We start from the raw sequence: 16,633 nt of genomic DNA, 5'->3' as shown, positions 1-16,633 counted from the left end.
AAACAATACAGCTACCACAAGTGTCGAATCTTGATTGAGCAACTCATCAAAGCCTTAGCTATAACTCAAGAGCAAATCTCTAACCTAATAACGAAGGCTGCTCGTATACCACGGTATTATAGTTCTTCTAGTTTTCCCTTAGCTAAATCTTCTTGTTGCTTAAGGAACATGAAGAAGTTTGCCTCACTGATAAACGGGTTACCGCTTGTACCGAGCTTCTTCCTATTTTCAAAAAGGAAATTTTTATGTGGATGGTTCGAAAGGTTAACGTTCACAATAGGTGCCTGTAGTGAAATTTTTCGAATTTTCTCCATGCTAGTCAGGAACTGGCCAATAACTTCTGGATCATTGCTACTTACGCTATGCCCACCAACGATAAAAGCACGATATTGTTCGCCATTATCTTCAACAGTGAAGTCTAAGGAATAATCACCTTCCGTGTGGCCAGGTGTGAGATAGAACTTAAACTCATGTCCACCAATAACCATGGAGCTATCGCTTTTTATCTCTATGTCTAAATTTGGAGGAAGGAACTTGTTCTCACCTTCGCTTTTGTTTGATTGCTGTATAGATAGTTCATGAGCGCTTTTGGTCATCACGACTTTGGAACCATACTTCTCTTGAAGTAACTGGGCGCCCCCAACGTGGTCAGAATGCCCATGAGTTACCAATATGTGCGTTATTGGCTTATCTTTTAGCCCTAGCTTCTCTAGGTTGATAGGTATCCACTCAGAGTAAGGGAAGTCAAGCGTATCAATGATAACGAGTCCGTCGTCTGTAGCAATGGCATATGATGAGACCCACTTGTCTCCTACATAATAGACATTATCAAACATCTGAAATGGTTCTACATAACCGTTCTTATCATTCATTGCTGGAACATATTGACTTAAGGAAGCAAAAGACGAAGCACTGAAAAGTAAACCTACAATAATTTTTTTCACGAAATCGCACACAAATATATCCTTAATAATTTCTTATAGAACTTCGCGGATGAGAAAGCTCTAAACGATTTTCAGAGGCAAATACAACTGCAAATACTTTCTACTTAGCTTGAGTTTTAGCTGACCGAATCACTTGTAAACTCGAATCCCATTAACTGCCTATGTATTCATGATTCTTTTAGAGGTTAAATAAATGAACTCAATTGAAGCAGAGTCATGAAGCTTCACTTGAGGTTACCGGCACAGCACAATGTGATAAACCTCTTTCAAGCAAACATTTGAATGCGATTTTTCCAATTTAAGACATGTTCAATAAATGCATCAACTCTTGCAGGCCTTTTATCGCGGTCTCGATACATAATGAATACTTCTTTACCCGAACATTGCCATTCTGGCAACAAAGGCAGCAGGTTATGTTGATCATGATTTAGCTCATGAAAGTAATAGGTTGGAATCCACGCAATTCCTAAACCATGGATGACAGCGTCTCTAACTAGTAGTACATCATTTGAAGTGAATTGAAACTTTAGCGGATGATCAAATGTTTCATTGGTGATTTGATTAACTAATTTCCATTGGCTGTCGTTGTTTACCGTAATTAGGCGATGATGCACAAGTTGTTCAGGATGGGTAATCGGTTGGTGTTGTTCTAAATAGCTTCGTGATGCACAAAGCGCAAATGGAATCGACCATAATTTCTGAGCAATCCAGTCTTGTTCAATAAGATCACCAAGACGAAAACTAACATCGACACGGTTAGATACAAGATTGATTTTTTCATTCTGTACATCTAAATCGATACATATCTTCGGATGTTGCTCTGCAAATTCATAAACGCACCGCTTTAACCACATCTGTGTCATGTTAATTGGCGCTGATATTTTGATCGTTCCGCTTAAAGACTGACGCTCAGTCGCAATTCTCGATGTCACATTATTTAAGCTAAGAAGTAACGGCTCACAGAGTTGATAATATTTTTCGCCATCAGTTGTTAACGCAAAGTGGTGTGCACTGCGGTTAAATAGTCTGCAATTTAAGTTTATTTCCAGCCTTTTTAACTTCCGGCTTAGCGTGGCTAACGGGACATTAAGACGCTCAGATGCTTGTGTTAGGCTTTGATAGCGAGCAACAGAAACGAATAACAAAAGGTCATCCAAAGAGTGACGTTCCATATTTGGGATTAACCCTCTTAAATTTGGCTATTAAAAATCAAATATGAAATATATAGCATTATCGCGTCAAGTTAATTTTTATCAGGAAGATCTATGTCTAAGCATTTATCAATTTGGTGCGGTGTTGTTGTCGCTATCTTTTTTTGGTCTAGTAACTTTAACGTAATAAAGGCTATTAATAGCGATGTCTCTCCTTTGGATTCAGCGACGTTACGATTTTCCGTTGCAGCTTTAATACTCTTACTGATAAGAGGTACTAAACGCTCTCCATATGGAGCCAAACTCACACGAAAAAGTATGTTGTCGTTGTTTGTTATAGCAACCGTGGGTGTAACTATCCAAAACTTCTCTATTTTCTCTGCAATGAGCTTTACTACCCCAGTTAACGCAGCGGTTGTTCAGGCAAATCTACCACTTGTCACTATCTTGTTGTCGGGCTTTATTCTCAAAACTTCCATTTCGGTTAAAACTATTTTAGGTGCACTAATCAGTTTTTGTGGAGTGGTAATCGTCATTACAGGGGGAAATATTCATTCTATTAGCAGCAATAGTAATATTGGTGATCTATACATGTTATTTGCTTTAATTAGTGGGTGTTTATACACAATTCTAGCGAAGCGTTTAACATCTCATATCCCAGTAACTCAGCAGTTACGTTGGGTGTTAAGTATTGGTGCCATTCAAATGGTCGCTATAGCGATGTACCACGGCGACTTTAGCCGTAGCTTAAATGCCATAACATTTAAAGACCTAGCATTAATAGCTTACATGAGCCTGTTTGGAACTTTGATTGCTTATTACTTTTGGATGAAAGGCGCTATCGTTCTTGGTCCAGATAAGATGTCTCCATTATTTAATATTATGCCGGTATTCACTCTACTGATTTCGTTCATTTCTGGTGAGCAGGCTCAATGGGAAAATGTTTTAGGCGTCTTTATCGTTGCGGCTGGTGTGTATATAGGTAACTCAGCACCTTTTGCTCGTTTACGGAAGGTGGTGGAGTAAAAATAGACGCCAACCTTAAGTCCATTATTTAGAGCAATACTTTGTTAATTGGCATAAGTTTTCTTGGTTTCCAATAGGTACACTTTTCGCTTTCGTCGTTCACTCTTTTATCTAACTTTATTGAGTACATGTCGAAAATCTTCAATCTTTTGCTAAGAGCGTTTTTTACTATGTAAAAAACAGAGGAGAATGACCATGAAGAAACGACTCAACTATATTGAAGTAGCGCCAAAAGCAATAGAAATCCTATACGCTCAGGAGGCTTACTTCCATGAACAATTTAGCCAATCAGAAACCATGAACATGATCATATGGGAACTGGTTAAGTTACGCATATCGCAAATCAATCAATGTGCATTTTGTATCGACATGCATAGTAAAGATGCGCTTCAGTTAGGTGAAAAGCCGGAACGCATATGGGGGCTTAGTGCATGGAAAGATATGCCATTCTACAGCGATGCAGAACACGTTGCACTAGGCTGGGCTGAACTACTAACTGCTGGCCTACCAGTAGATGATGATACCTATCAGCTGACCTTGAATACCTTTGGAGAAGAAGCTATGGTCAACCTAACAATTGCGATCAACGCGATCAATAGTTGGAACCGAATAGTTAAGGCATTTAAGCCAAAGGTTGGAGTCTATAAACCTCGATAATTCTATTTGACGGTTCTTACTTGTAAGCCGCTGCTTATACCTCAACTTAATAGGATGAAAAGTACATGTGTATCACATTCTCATTTAAGTTGAGGTTAAATAGGATGATTCATTTGAACTTAGAATTTGATATTTTAAAACCTCAAAAGGCTTTAGCTGGCTATGTTCAAGCCATTTGGTCAGCATCCGTCAAACCTGATACGACGCAAACCGTACGTAAACAATTACTCAGTGATGCTGGTACAGGTGTGGTATTCATTTTACAGAATGAAGTACAAATGGATGGTGAGTGGCAAACGCCAGGGGTTGTCCTACTGCCTATAAGCATTCTGGCACATCAGGTCTGCCTACCGCCAGGCGCGGTGATGACTGGCGTACGCTTTCATCCTGCTGTTGGTTATCAACTATTTGGTAAACGTCTAGAACAGCTATTGCGGATTCAAGACGACCACCCTTTGGCTTCTTCTGCACTAGCAACATTTGAGTCTCTGCAAACAGCTCGTTCGCCATATGCAAGGATTTCTACGTTATATCGCTGGGTTCAAACACTGATTGAGGAATATGAACCGCAGTATGTCGGCCACATTATTGAACAACCTACAGGGACCATCAGTCAGCGCCAGAGAGAGCGCAATTTTCAGAAATGGTTGGGGATTACTCCTAAACATTACCAACGCATTAAACGAGTGAAGCACACTTTAGAGCAACTCCGAGCGCAACCCGATCTTACTTTATCGGAGTTGGCGCTGGAGCAAGGTTTTTCCGATCAAGCACACATGACTAGAGAGTGTAAGCAGATTGCGCGCATGACACCGAAGCAGTATGTCCGAAAGAGAAACCTCTAAACCTTATTAGCTTTCTACATCAAACCCAATTAATTCAGAATCGACCATATACTTGTTACAATGTTCGATCATATATCACCTACTTTTTCGATCGCTCATTCCAGCTTGATGTGAGTTGGTTAGCTCGCTTTTGATGCCGCGTGCCGCTCTACCATAAACGCAATCGCTTCTTCATTTAAGCAAGATTTGCTGATGTATTGGCGTTGTTTACCAAGGTGAAGGATAAAGCCCAAATCAGTTTGTTCGAGTTGGTCGATATCATTCCAAGCGAGGCTGCGGTCAACTTTACCGCTTTTGTAGCGCACGCCATCTGCATTCACTTCAAACACCACTTTACTGCCGCGGCTTGAGCTGATGGTTTGACGCCACAGCCACCAAGTTCTTTTGAAGTAAACGCTGCACGCTTCAATCACACTCAATACGATAAAGAACCAACCGACGTAACCGTTAGGTAGCAGTTCAAACTCCAATAAAACCACACCAAAAATTAGAAAGAGGATCCCTTTCAAATACGCTTGCGGGAACTTAACTGGCTGGCTAGTTTGATCATAACACTCAGCAAAGAAAGGTTTGTCGAGTATGTATTCTGTAGTGAATTCGAAATCTTTAGACATGTATGGTTACTTCAAGGCTTCTGTAAATGAGTAATCTTGGTTGCACCCTCGCAACACCTGCATTGTAGCGCTTCTCGGGATTTATCTTTAGTCCTTTTGATTCTGTTTTGTAAATCAATGATACCGCCACGCCAAAAGACCTCGGTGCACTCGCCAAGATCAAACAAGGCGAACCATTTGGCTCGCCTAGTTAATTAATGACCTATATGACTTATGAGGTTTTCTACTTTAGAGGGTCGTTGTCTGGCAATGCACTGTGTATCCAGACTGCCAGTCGGTGTTTGATGCTTGCGCCGTCTAGTTTGCTTTCCGGTAGTGGGGTGATCTGTTTGGCATCAACCAAGAATAGGTAAATCGCTTTTACTCTTAGAGGTTGTGGTGACTGAGGAAGGTCAAAGCCTTGTAGCTTCGCCATCTTCCCACCAATCTCTAGTGCCTTCTTAACCAGTTTGTCTTCATTGTGAAGCTTGGAGCTTTTTGACATTTATAAATCCTCTTCTTCGCTTCAATTAAGAATACATGAAGTGTCGCGTATGGCGTGTTAGTAAGCTCGCATATTGATAAGTTTATGCCTTCTTACCGAGTAACTGATTGAAAAACGACCTTAATTCGTCATCACCAAGATTGAGCAGGTAGTCACCAATATACCATTCAACAATCGATTGATTTGGATGTGCCGTGACTTGCGGGTTACCAAACCAAATGCCCTTTTCCGTGGCAAACGTGTGTTGGAGTTCTTTCAACTCTTCGCAGCTAAATGGCAGGATAAGGTGCAACATATTTGCTTGAGGCTGGGTTGGTCTTACCGCCAAAGATGGGAACTCATCAATGATCTTGTAGATTTGTTTTGTTCGCTCAAACAGAGCCCGCAGCTGCGCCAACCTTTCATCGAACGGCATTGCCGCAGACACTACATAAGGTGTTCTACTAATGATTTATTTAGAACAGAGATCATGCTCACCGTAAACGAGCCACTTTGGCAAATATGCGGTTTCTGGAATTGTCCAGCCATACTTATCGTATGCCAATGCAGCAAGACCAATCAGTTTCAAAGAAACATTCCCTTTTGGCGAATAACGAACATCTTCATTCATGTAGAACTGGTAATGCGCCTCTAACGCATCTCTCAGTGCTTGTTGATAATGCGCCTCATCGCCATCGATAATGGCAACAAACACATTCACAAATGGAATAAACAAAGAGTGTACATATGGCACTCTGGTTGATTCTAAGTATTGCGGAGAAGATTTCTCCATCACAGTTTGCAATAACTCAGGTAATGCTGATGAATTGCTAAATACACCGTTAACGAACTCGACCAACGCAACATCGAAAGGATCTTTTAAACGCACTAACGACTCATCCATGATGGTCATCAGCTCTACGCAGTGCCAATCTCTCGCTGCCATCGCTAAATAGATTTCATCCAACCATGCATCCATTGTTCCTCCTGCAACAGAACGGTTACCTACTTCCGAAAAATGTCGGTGCCCAACGGAGAATTCAACAACTTGGTCTGAATGATTGGCCAGCAAGTAGACGTTATTCAGTAACTCAAGTGCTCTTTTTATATAAGCTGGCGAGGCCTGATGTTGTCCATATTTTGAAGCAGTGAAGAATGAGTGGAGCGAATGCCAAGCATCGCCTTTCATTCTTTTGAGAGGTTGCTGATAAAAAGATTGTTTTTCATCAAGCATTTTTTCCCAAAAACTATAGAAACGTTCGTCTTCTTCACGAAAAATACGCAATTTTCTTTCTTCAGGTATCTCTAAATAATGATTCTTCATTGGTTCCATCGTTCCCTAGCCTCGCATTATAAGTTGTTCTAATTTTTTGCCGTGATGATAATCATCCTCAAAATCAAGCAGTGAATGATGCCGAAGTTGTTTTATGAAATCAATTTATAATCAGCACCTTATATCGAAATGCAATACTTAGTTGAAATGAACCGAAAAGCCGAAAAACATTTGAAATATAAGGCTACCGCACAAGCCGCGATGGGTAAGCCAGAACGTACCTGTCCATAAACAGTGGACGACGAACACTGACTTTGTGGAGTAAAGATAGACAGATATTCACCACTGTGTTCGCCTTTCTTTTTCTGTCGCTTTCGATAATACTCTTGCGCAATATTACTCAGCTGGAAAATTTTATGCCTCAAGCAAACTCTGTGGTCGTAGTCGACTTTGAAACCACAGGTCTCTCTCCTACTTTAGGTGATCGCGCAATAGAAATTGGTGCAGTAAAGTTAGTCAATGGCGAGGTTGTCGATAGTTTTCAGCAACTCATGAATCCCGGTTTCAGAGTGAGTTCTTTCATTGAGAACTACACCGGCATTACCAACAATATGTTGCGATCGGCACCAAGCTGCGAAGAGGTAATAGCGTCATTTAGTGAGTTCATTGCTGGCGAGAACCTTATCGCTCACAACGCGTCCTTCGATAAACGATTTTTAGATGCAGAGCTTGAACGAATCAACTGTGGTTATTCGGGTGAGTTTGCTTGCTCCTTACTGGTAGCAAGACGGCTCATTCAAGAAGCCCCATCACATAAGCTAGGTGAACTTGTTCGCTATAAAAATATCGACAACGACGGTGTTTTCCACCGTGCACTAGCCGATGCGCAAATGACAGCCAAGCTTTGGCTCTTAATGGTCGAAGGGATAGAAAACTCAGGCGTCGAAAAACCAAGTTTTCAGTTGATGCAAACAGTTAGTAAAACAGCCAAAGGAAAAGTCGACCTGCTACTCGCCAAAAGCCGTGCGTAACCCCCTCCGAACTAAAAGCTGATTCTAGTCTCTTCGACGTTTAAGTGATTTTCGATATACATGCGATATTGGTTATCCCAGTGAATTTCCTAATCCGAAAGCGGCAGTTCGCTGGTCTCACCAACCAAACTCGCTTACTATGCCAGTTACCTAAAACGCTTTGTGAGTCACTCATGAGCCGAAAAAATAACAAAAATCTCAGCATTCTTCTTAAACTCAACACCTTTATTGCGCCTTATAAATGGCGGGTTGCAGCGGCCTTAGTTGCACTTGTCGCGACGGCAAGTTTAACGTTATCCGTTGGCTATGGAGTGCGCATTCTTATCGACCAAGGCTTTGCTCAGCAATCACTGCAAGAGCTTACCAATGCGATTCAGTTTATTGTCGGTGTAACATTGTGTATTGCCATTGGGACTTTCTTTCGCTTTTACCTTGTCTCTTCCGTAGGTGAGCGCGTTAGTGCGGATATTCGCCTTGCGGTGTTTAACCATGTGATTACGCTGCATCCGAGCTATTTTGAGACCAACAGTAGTGGCGACATAATGTCGCGCCTGACTACCGATACCACATTGCTGCAAAGCATTATTGGTTCATCGTTCTCGATGGCGATGCGTAGCGCTTTGATGTGTTTTGGGGCCATCATAATGTTGTTTGCCACCAACGTTAAGCTCACGCTGATTGTGCTTGCTTCTGTGCCTTTGGTTTTGGTTCCGATTTTGTTTTATGGACGACGCGTGCGTGCGCTCTCTCGCCAAAGTCAAGACTCAATGGCCGATGTCGGCAGCTACGCAGGTGAAGCGATAGAACATATTAAAACCGTGCAAAGTTTTAGCTCAGAGCCGTACGAACGAGCGGCTTTCGCTGTCGAGGTGGAAAAAGCGTATGAAGTGGGCAGACAGAGAGTAAAACAACGCGCAATCCTGATATCAGGCGTTATTGTGATTGTGTTCAGCGCAATTGCAGGCATGCTTTGGGTTGGCGGCAGCGATGTGATTCACGGAAAGATGTCTGCGGGAGACCTAGCAGCGTTTGTGTTTTACGCCATTATGGTTGCCTCATCGACTGCAACCATTTCCGAAGTCATGGGTGAACTGCAAAGAGCCGCAGGTGCTACCGAGCGACTGATTGAGATTCTTCAAGTAGACAGCGATATTAAAGCGCCAAGCAACCATTTGCCTGTCCGTCCGGATATGCCTGCTGAGGTTAACTTTAATTCGGTGAGTTTCAACTACCCTTCTCGCCCAAATCAACCAGCTATCAAAGAATTAAATCTAACCGCAGAACAAGGCAAAGTATTGGCGTTGGTTGGCCCTTCTGGTGCAGGTAAAACAACACTATTCGAATTGCTGCAACGCTTTTATGACCCACAACAGGGGCAAGTGTTGTTTGGTGGCGAAGATATTCGACAGTTCGACCCAAAAGAGCTTCGACGCCAAATGGCACTCGTACCACAACAGCCAGCGCTGTTTAGCCATGATGTGTTCCACAATATTCGCTACGGCAATCCAGAAGCCACGGATGAACAAGTCATCGAAGCCGCCAAAAAAGCTCATGCCCATGAGTTTATTGAGAAGCTTCCCGAAGGCTATCACAGCTTTTTAGGCGAGCGCGGCGTTAGACTATCAGGTGGTCAAAAGCAGCGCATTGCGATTGCCCGCGCGATTCTAAAAGATCCAAAAATCTTACTACTAGACGAAGCTACCAGCGCCCTTGATAGTGAAAGTGAACATCACGTTCAGCAAGCACTTGAAGCACTGATGAAAGGACGCACAACACTTATCATTGCTCATCGCCTTTCGACTATCCAACATGCGGATAAAATAGCGGTGCTGGACAATGGTGAGTTAGTCGATGTTGGTAACCACCAATCATTAATGCAAAGCTGTGAGTTGTATCAGCGACTCGTGGCGTTACAATTTAAGCACTTAGAGTAACGCCTAGTTAAGCCCTCAAGAATAAGCAAAAACGGACCAAGTGATTTAATGCCAATAGCTTAACGATGTTTTTGTGTCATTCCAGCGAGCCTTGGCGAGACTAGGAATCTAATAGCAACGTGCTGAGGAGTGGTTAAAGAGACAATTTTGACCATAAAGAGCTAGGATAGAAGATCCTATATCACGCACCTTCGCCGCTGTATAAGATAACGAAATACAAAAAGATGCCACTCGTAGTTAAACGAGCGGCATTAAACCAAGTGGTTCTCGTTTTAATACAGGAACTCCGGTAAGAATCCAGTAACCAGCGTACTCTCCCTTCAACTAGAAACACTCATCCCCAAGTACCATATAAAATCCAATCAACTTCATTTGTAACAAGTTAGGTTTCAAAAATAGGAAATCACCACTGTAAAAATTCACCGCGTTTTGTCTTGCTGCCTATGGTTACAATGTTCGTGAAATCAATGCCTTTAAACCAAGTTACAAGTAAGTGGCACCGAGATGAACAATGAAGCGAAACAACTTTTTTATCATTTATGTCAGCAATACGATGCGCTTTCTCAAGAACTAGAGTCTCGCGCGTTTCCTGAGTTTTCCGAGACCATCACTCATCCGCTTGGACACTGCTTTGTCCGTTGCCCTGTTGGCAGTCAGCGCTTTTCCATTGTTGCAGTCAACTTTGCGCCCTCCGTTCGCGGGCAAGGTGTGCTTACTGCATTTATCGACTACATTAAAAGCCATCCATATCATTACCAAGGCGTTGAGGTCGCTATCATTGAAAACAAAAGCTTAGCAAAACGACTGTTGTCTCTTGGCTGGAAGTACAAGTCTCTGTTTGGCAAAGTTTTCTTCGCCAGCAAGCCTACCCTAGTGAAGGACTTTCAGTCAGCGTGATGGTTATTACGACACCGCATCGGTACCCAAAGTAAAAACCATCACTCAAAATCCGTAAGCATGTTGAAAAAAACTTGGCGATCTTCTGCAGTACTTCCTCGATGAGCAGTGTATTCAACGTGCGCGTCTGCGCTGGCTTTTGGGGATAGATTGATGCCCCATAACGCATTAATTTGGTTTGGTACGATGGAATAACGCATATCAACAATTCGCATTTCATTATTCGGATCCGTCGCTACAAAACCGTTTGAAAACCAACGGAAACGTTCGATGTCTCTTGCTTGTTGCGATTGCGGGTTTAGCCACGGAAATTGCTCTTTTATATTTAACTTTGGAGTTGATTCGCCAGGGTAAATTTTTATTGAACGCCCCACCCTTACGGCATCTACATAGTAGCTCTCTTCCGTTTCATAAATTAGTTTCCAAACCAAAAGATTGCTAAAGCTTGGTTTGGCTTTTAACTGTATAGCGTTGTGTTGTCGCTCTTTGACGATTTCCCAACCAGCTGCTTCTGCTCTATCTCGTTGGATCATTCCAAGGCTTAGGTAAGCCAGACACCATAAAAATGCAATGCGGGCATAGTTTGGGCTTCGCTTCAGTGCAGCAAACAAAAGCAATATTAAAATAGGGAGTGTGAACGCGGGGTCGATTACCGAAATAGTGTTCCAAGCATAACGCGTGTTGCTTATCGGCCATAGAAGCTGTGTTCCATAACTGGTGCATGCGTCTAATAACGCATGGGTACTATAACCAAGCGCGCAGTAAAACCAACTCTGCCGGAAGCTTAGTCCTCGCTTTTTTGCGAACAATGGATACAACACCAAAGCACAAATGAAACTACCAAACGGGATAAACAAGAGCGAGTGAGTAAATTGGCGATGGTATTCCAAATACAGCAAAGGATCAGTTGAAGAACGGATGAGCACATCTAAATCCGGAGCCATCCCAGAGACCACGCCCAACACGCCAACAACTGCAAGGTTTCGCTTGTTGCTCACGGCCAGTGGCAAAGCTGCACCCAATAAACCTTGCGTTAACGGATCCATCGTTCACTTCCTTTAGATAGATGAAGCTCAGCTGGAAAGCGTACACGCTCAATAGTCGGTTCCAATTTAAAAACCAGAAGGTTCTTCGACATAAATTATCCGCATTTAAGTGGAAAACAATACACGACTTAGTCATGCATTTGCTTGTTTAGCAACAAACACCTTGATTTAGTGTAAGAAGGAATCACGCCGTTCGCTAGTGAACGAACAAATCTGAGTCTAGGCTTGTTTGGTATTTCAAACCCGAAGGTTTATCTGACGCGAAAAAACAAGGCGAACCAAATGGCTCGCCTTGTTTCTAATTTACTGAACGATAAACGACAGGTGTTTAGTCTTGAGGATTCTCTTTCGCGTTGATTTCAGCGTAAGTGTGTAGCAGCTCCGTCAATGTTTTTACCCACGCAAAAACATCCGAAGGTGCATTTTCGATTAGTTTTTCCACTAGAGCACAGTGTGTTTCTAGCGTGATGGCCTCTTCCAAACGGAATGAGATCGCGTAGAAATGCCAAAGCACCAATCTCGTCATTCGCTCGCTATTTTGCTTTGCGTTGTCTGAGTCATCAAACGCTTGTTGAATTTCACTCAGTGCGATTGCTGTCATGCGTAGCATTGCATCAAGACGTGCAGACAACATGCGGTCTTCACTATCCACTTCTTCTTGATCAAAAGTGAACAGCTCATTCATCACGTCTTCTGGCACCATTTTACTGATCATACGAGCACTAAACTCTTCCAGCTCATGGCGAGGCATAGTTACAAGACAATCGAAGGTGTAATCACGAAGCATAAAATCACTCTAGGTTAGAAATCAATTTCAGCCTCGCATTCTAAATATTGAAATTTCAATTGCCAGTGTTAATTTCTATCCATCTACGAAAAACTACAAAACACCGTTGATTGCAATACCAACACCAATCCGCTGCTGATTATGATCATAGTCGATCAAGCTCTTACCATAACCAGCTGAGTATTGTGCGTACCCCTGAACTTTGCCCCAAATCGGAAATGACACACCCAGTTCTGCAAAACCCTTATGTGTTTGAAAGTTCTGGCGACCTAAAAAGGTAAACTCGTAACCATTCCACTTGTAAGCACTCGATAGCTCAAAGTGTCCCATATAGTCCTCGATATCCGGGTTATCATCACCTTTGGGATCATTAGGCGATGTCTTTTCATCTTCAGGTATACGCCACCAAGGCTGGATAGAAACCGCAAAATTGTCTTTTGCAAAGGTTAAGTTGGCATAGACACGGTTCCAACTGCGCGATAGCTCCTGTCTCTGACCGTTAGACTCATGTTCAATACCAAAACCTAACCAAGTCGAACCATCAAGTGGTTTCCAGTCTGTTGGGGTGTAGTAAAAAAGCTCTGGACGATAATTGGTTTCACGGAATGGACGAGATGCTGCCCCCGTGTATACCTGCCAAAATGATTTAAGAGTCATTCCAAAAAACAGACCATCGCCATCAAACAACAAGTCATCATAGTTCATTGGTACTTTAAAACTGATTTGGAACTCCGCCTCTTCCTTACGCAGTTCATCGCCGTATTTGGTGTCGGCATACGCGCGTTTATTTACTCGATCACTGTACGTAAACGGAAGAATATAGTTAACGCGATGCGCGACCAGACTAAACGGTTCAAACGCGTTTTCTCGTTCTGATTCCAAACGCTTGTCGACCAAACTTTCCTGAAGTTCTTCAGGCTCTTCAATTTCTGGATCAGCGGGCACTGTGCTGGTTACTGTGTCAAGCTCACACTGCGCGCGAATGCTCTTTATGGTTTCCTCACCTTTGCTTTGCTTTATTTTGTCTAGCAAACATAAATCATAAGCACTGGCTGTTTCTCCCATCGCAACTGGCGCTGCCAATAAACTCAGTATTGATATCCCTGCCACTTTTGAAGCCATCTGAAACCCTTAATATTCTTTATGTCAAACCAGATAATTTTAGTTTTTCTTGGTAAACCGCTTGCCATTCTGACGTTAAGGCAATGTTAAATGTCCGCCGACTTTACGTCTTGGATAAATGCAACAGACTTTAGACATATCGGTCAACTATGATCAAAGCGCAAAAAACAACCAAGAGTTGAGCATCATAGATAAAAACCACTCGTTTGCATGATGCTCATTTTATCTATGCAAAATACTGGCTCGTAACTTTGATTGCAAACCCGGCTATGAATAAACCCAAACCATAACCCAAATGCGCCAATGTGCTAAGAAAACGGGCTTTCCAAGGTGTTGGGGTTTTACTCGCAGCAAAACCAAATCCTAGACAAGGTTGAATGACCAAAAATGGGAAGATCAACGTTACCACGCCTGTAATTAAGCTGGGCATTAGACTGGGCTCTACCAACCAATGATGACCAAAAACAGTAACGTGAGCCAAAGCGAAAGTAACGCCGATGGCATAATGCAAAAACCAGCCAAGTGACTTTTCTCCCGGCATCGCCTCTGACGCCATAATTGGCGCATGCATAAGCTTTCCTTGGGGCATGTACAAAACCCAGCGCGCAACCAACGCATAGTTTAATGAAGGAATACCAAACACTCTCCTTTGTAACCATGCCCATAAATCCATTATCAAAGTGGCACCAATCCCTATTAGCACCGCTTGCAATCCCATTAAAAGCAGCATTTTTCTCTCCTCAAGTTTTTGATTTGTTAAGGTCTTAGTTGCATGCTACAACTTAAAGCCAACTTGAAGTCAATGGGGAATAATATGGATATTGCAGAAGTGGTTAGAAAATCAGGATTGCCGACTTCAACGCTCAGGTACTACGAACAGCTGGGGTTAATTCGCTCGATAGGAAGGAATGGATTGAGACGCCAATATTCACCAGAGGTACTCAATACACTCAATTTAATTAGTTTGGGGCGTATCGCTGGAATATCGCTTAACGAAATGGCAGAAATGTTGAATCAATCAGAAGTTTCAAAGCCATATATCGATCGTGACTTACTAACGAAAAAGGCACTTGAGATTGATGAGCAAATAAAACGTTTGAAAGCGGTGCGAGACAGCCTAAACCATGTTGCCACCTGCCCTCATGAGTCACATATGGACTGTTCTTCATTTCAAAGGCTTATGAAGGTCGTAAAGCGTTATGTCCCCCAAAAGCAGAGATAAACCGCTCTCCCTACCGTCCTATTCTTGATTTACAAGGAAGTAACTCGCGGTTGTGAGTTACTTCCTTTCATATTACTTAGCTTGCGATTTTACGTACTTCTTCACTTTTTTCATCGCCATTTTTTGCTTTAACGGTGAAAGGTAATCAATGAACAAGTTACCAGATAGGTGATCAATTTCGTGCTGCATCACAATCGCCAAGAACTCATCGCTCTCGATTGTAATCGGGTTGCCATCACGGTCTAGTGCAGAAACAACAACTGACGTGTAACGCTCTACATCTGCGTAGTACTCAGGAACAGATAGGCACCCTTCTTGACCAAGTGCTTTGTTTTCTCCGCTCACCACTTCTGGGTTAACCAAGATTAAAGGATCATTGCGTTCGTCAGAGATATCGATGACAACAACCGCCTCTTTTCTGCCTACTTGGGTTGAAGCTAAACCGATACCATTGCCCGTTGCGTAAAGTGTTTCTAGCATATCGTCTATCAGCGTTTGTACTGTCGATACATCAGTGACTTTTTCTGCTTTTACTTTAAGCCTTGGGTCTGGAATGGAGAGAATTTCGAGGACTGCCATACTTACCTTTCATATCTATAAATCGTAATTCGTGGCGAATTATACACACGTTTCTCGATACATAAACCTGCTAAGCTATCTTGCGCACAAGGCATAAACCATTAACTCAAACTACAACACAATAAATGGGTTTGCCTTTTAGATAAAAATCCTACATACAGGAAACTAAAACGCCAGCACATTATGGCTGACGTCTTGTCATGATCCTAATTGAATCGTTTGTTGTATTTTATCTACTGACTTTCCTTGGCTTTGAGTAATACTCTAATCGCCATTTTCTCACCACTTTTTAAAATTAAGTAGGCGATGCCAATCGTTATTAGCATTATGATAGCAATAAAAATACTTACCCCACCGAGCTCAGATAATAAATAAAACGGAGAAATATCTAACGACATTAAGATAAGAGAGAACACTACCAAACTTGCTAAAGTCCACAGTAAAACAGCATACCATCTTGTTTTTGATGGCATTACATCTCCAGTCTTGTAGCCGAAGTAATAACCAACACTCATGGCTGGGATTAACGTGCTAAGAAAGCCTGTACCACTCATTTCTATCCCAACAATATATTCAATGGCCAACAGCAATGCAGCCCAACAAACGGACGCCAGACACAACAGAGACGTAACAAGAAGTACCGATGGTGGCTGGTTTATTTCTGATTCTGAATAGTTATTTTTTAATTCCACTTTCATTTCCTTCCATTTATTTGAATAAAATAAGCGTTTTAGATCATGCTTCCGCTTGGACAACCTAGAGAAACAACACCACAAGAAATACAACTTGTAGCTTTTTAAATAGTTTTATTTTCATTTAACCTAGATTCCAACTAACTGTTATTTTTTAAAACTAAACCCTCTCTCTCAAATTGTATATTCAATAAGTTTACTCATATGGGCCCAGTGCAACCATGTTAATACGTTCTATGTATCAGAAACAATTCATTTATTTCCAATGACACTAGTGAGACTATGCGACGTGATTGGAATCTCACTTAAGTTTTCATGGACCTATCGCGCTGAAAATTGAATCCTCTACC

Annotated in this window: 18 protein-coding genes and 1 pseudogene; 7 read left to right on the top strand and 12 right to left on the bottom strand. The window is 42.2% G+C overall.

Translation table 11 applies throughout. The features are described from left to right. Positions 1–116: 116 nt before the first annotated feature. Complete coding sequence (locus R7M92_RS04965; RefSeq protein WP_175413494.1) at positions 117–944, bottom strand: MBL fold metallo-hydrolase; 828 nt, start codon at positions 942–944, stop codon at positions 117–119. A 266-nt stretch (positions 945–1,210) separates the two neighbouring features. Beyond that, entirely contained in the window at positions 1,211–2,116 is a 906-nt protein-coding gene (locus R7M92_RS04960; RefSeq protein ID WP_033906526.1) for a LysR family transcriptional regulator, read from the bottom strand. A gap of 93 nt (positions 2,117–2,209) precedes the next feature. Between R7M92_RS04960 and R7M92_RS04955 the strand changes: the two genes are divergently transcribed. The 3 genes from R7M92_RS04955 (at position 2,210) to R7M92_RS04945 (ending at position 4,623) form a co-directional block, all read left to right on the top strand. Then, entirely contained in the window at positions 2,210–3,121 is a 912-nt protein-coding gene (locus R7M92_RS04955; RefSeq protein ID WP_258474301.1) for a DMT family transporter, read from the top strand. A 195-nt stretch (positions 3,122–3,316) separates the two neighbouring features. Then, on the top strand, positions 3,317–3,778 hold the full coding sequence (locus tag R7M92_RS04950) for a carboxymuconolactone decarboxylase family protein (protein ID WP_042520770.1): 462 nt from the start codon (positions 3,317–3,319) through the stop codon (positions 3,776–3,778). 104 nt (positions 3,779–3,882) lie between these two features. Beyond that, the gene (locus tag R7M92_RS04945) at positions 3,883–4,623 is read left to right on the top strand and encodes a helix-turn-helix domain-containing protein (protein ID WP_005376444.1); all 741 of its coding nucleotides are present in this window, start codon (positions 3,883–3,885) and stop codon (positions 4,621–4,623) included. 119 nt (positions 4,624–4,742) lie between these two features. Here the strand turns inward: R7M92_RS04945 and R7M92_RS04940 are convergent, their stop codons facing one another. The 4 genes and pseudogenes from R7M92_RS04940 to R7M92_RS04925 form a co-directional block, all read right to left on the bottom strand. Continuing rightward, entirely contained in the window at positions 4,743–5,237 is a 495-nt protein-coding gene (locus R7M92_RS04940; protein ID WP_318132848.1) for a YcxB family protein, read from the bottom strand. Positions 5,238–5,460: 223 nt separating this feature from the next. After that, the gene (locus R7M92_RS04935; RefSeq protein ID WP_005376453.1) at positions 5,461–5,721 is read right to left on the bottom strand and encodes a DUF5062 family protein; all 261 of its coding nucleotides are present in this window, start codon (positions 5,719–5,721) and stop codon (positions 5,461–5,463) included. Between the two features lie 82 nt (positions 5,722–5,803). Next, positions 5,804–6,172, bottom strand: a pseudogene (locus R7M92_RS04930) (threonine aldolase); the annotation flags it as partial. Then, positions 6,173–7,033 (bottom strand): immunity 49 family protein, encoded by an 861-nt coding sequence (locus R7M92_RS04925; protein ID WP_318095238.1) that lies wholly within the window; start codon positions 7,031–7,033, stop codon positions 6,173–6,175. It lies immediately after the preceding pseudogene. Positions 7,034–7,389: 356 nt separating this feature from the next. Between R7M92_RS04925 and R7M92_RS04920 the strand changes: the two genes are divergently transcribed. From R7M92_RS04920 to R7M92_RS04910, 3 genes are all read left to right on the top strand, one after another. Further along, on the top strand, positions 7,390–8,004 hold the full coding sequence (locus R7M92_RS04920) for a 3'-5' exonuclease (protein ID WP_318132846.1): 615 nt from the start codon (positions 7,390–7,392) through the stop codon (positions 8,002–8,004). Between the two features lie 173 nt (positions 8,005–8,177). Beyond that, a complete protein-coding gene (locus R7M92_RS04915; protein ID WP_318132843.1) occupies positions 8,178–9,938 on the top strand; it encodes an ABC transporter ATP-binding protein/permease in 1,761 nt (586 codons plus the stop codon). 504 nt (positions 9,939–10,442) lie between these two features. Then, a complete protein-coding gene (locus tag R7M92_RS04910) occupies positions 10,443–10,835 on the top strand; it encodes a hypothetical protein (RefSeq protein WP_258678013.1) in 393 nt (130 codons plus the stop codon). 41 nt (positions 10,836–10,876) lie between these two features. Here the strand turns inward: R7M92_RS04910 and R7M92_RS04905 are convergent, their stop codons facing one another. The 4 genes from R7M92_RS04905 to R7M92_RS04890 all read right to left on the bottom strand — a co-directional run bounded on the left by R7M92_RS04905 (position 10,877) and on the right by R7M92_RS04890 (position 14,520). Beyond that, positions 10,877–11,881, bottom strand: coding sequence for a metal-dependent hydrolase (locus R7M92_RS04905; RefSeq protein WP_206969559.1), 1,005 nt, complete (start codon positions 11,879–11,881; stop codon positions 10,877–10,879). 328 nt (positions 11,882–12,209) lie between these two features. Further along, positions 12,210–12,668, bottom strand: a complete 459-nt coding sequence (locus R7M92_RS04900; protein WP_005388759.1) for a hypothetical protein — start codon at positions 12,666–12,668, stop codon at positions 12,210–12,212. A gap of 93 nt (positions 12,669–12,761) precedes the next feature. After that, entirely contained in the window at positions 12,762–13,790 is a 1,029-nt protein-coding gene (locus R7M92_RS04895; protein WP_017820977.1) for a phospholipase A, read from the bottom strand. A 226-nt stretch (positions 13,791–14,016) separates the two neighbouring features. After that, a complete protein-coding gene (locus R7M92_RS04890; protein WP_005376471.1) occupies positions 14,017–14,520 on the bottom strand; it encodes a DUF2938 domain-containing protein in 504 nt (167 codons plus the stop codon). A gap of 84 nt (positions 14,521–14,604) precedes the next feature. Here R7M92_RS04890 and R7M92_RS04885 point away from each other — a divergent pair, with 84 nt between their 5' ends. Beyond that, on the top strand, positions 14,605–15,012 hold the full coding sequence (locus R7M92_RS04885; RefSeq protein WP_021707542.1) for a helix-turn-helix domain-containing protein: 408 nt from the start codon (positions 14,605–14,607) through the stop codon (positions 15,010–15,012). A gap of 72 nt (positions 15,013–15,084) precedes the next feature. Here the strand turns inward: R7M92_RS04885 and def are convergent, their stop codons facing one another. Then, positions 15,085–15,591, bottom strand: coding sequence for a peptide deformylase (def, locus tag R7M92_RS04880; RefSeq protein WP_005388756.1), 507 nt, complete (start codon positions 15,589–15,591; stop codon positions 15,085–15,087). A 233-nt stretch (positions 15,592–15,824) separates the two neighbouring features. Next, positions 15,825–16,289 carry an ABZJ_00895 family protein gene (locus R7M92_RS04875; RefSeq protein WP_017635325.1) on the bottom strand — a complete coding sequence of 155 codons (465 nt, stop codon included), beginning with the start codon at positions 16,287–16,289 and terminating at the stop codon, positions 15,825–15,827. Between the last annotated feature and the right edge of the window lie 344 nt (positions 16,290–16,633).

The sequence above is a fragment of the Vibrio sp. Vb2880 genome (genome assembly GCF_033337975.1).
GTDB lineage: Bacteria > Pseudomonadota > Gammaproteobacteria > Enterobacterales > Vibrionaceae > Vibrio > Vibrio alginolyticus.
The sequence above is the reverse complement of the archived record's forward strand: the minus strand, read 5'-3'. Positions and strand labels throughout refer to the sequence as shown.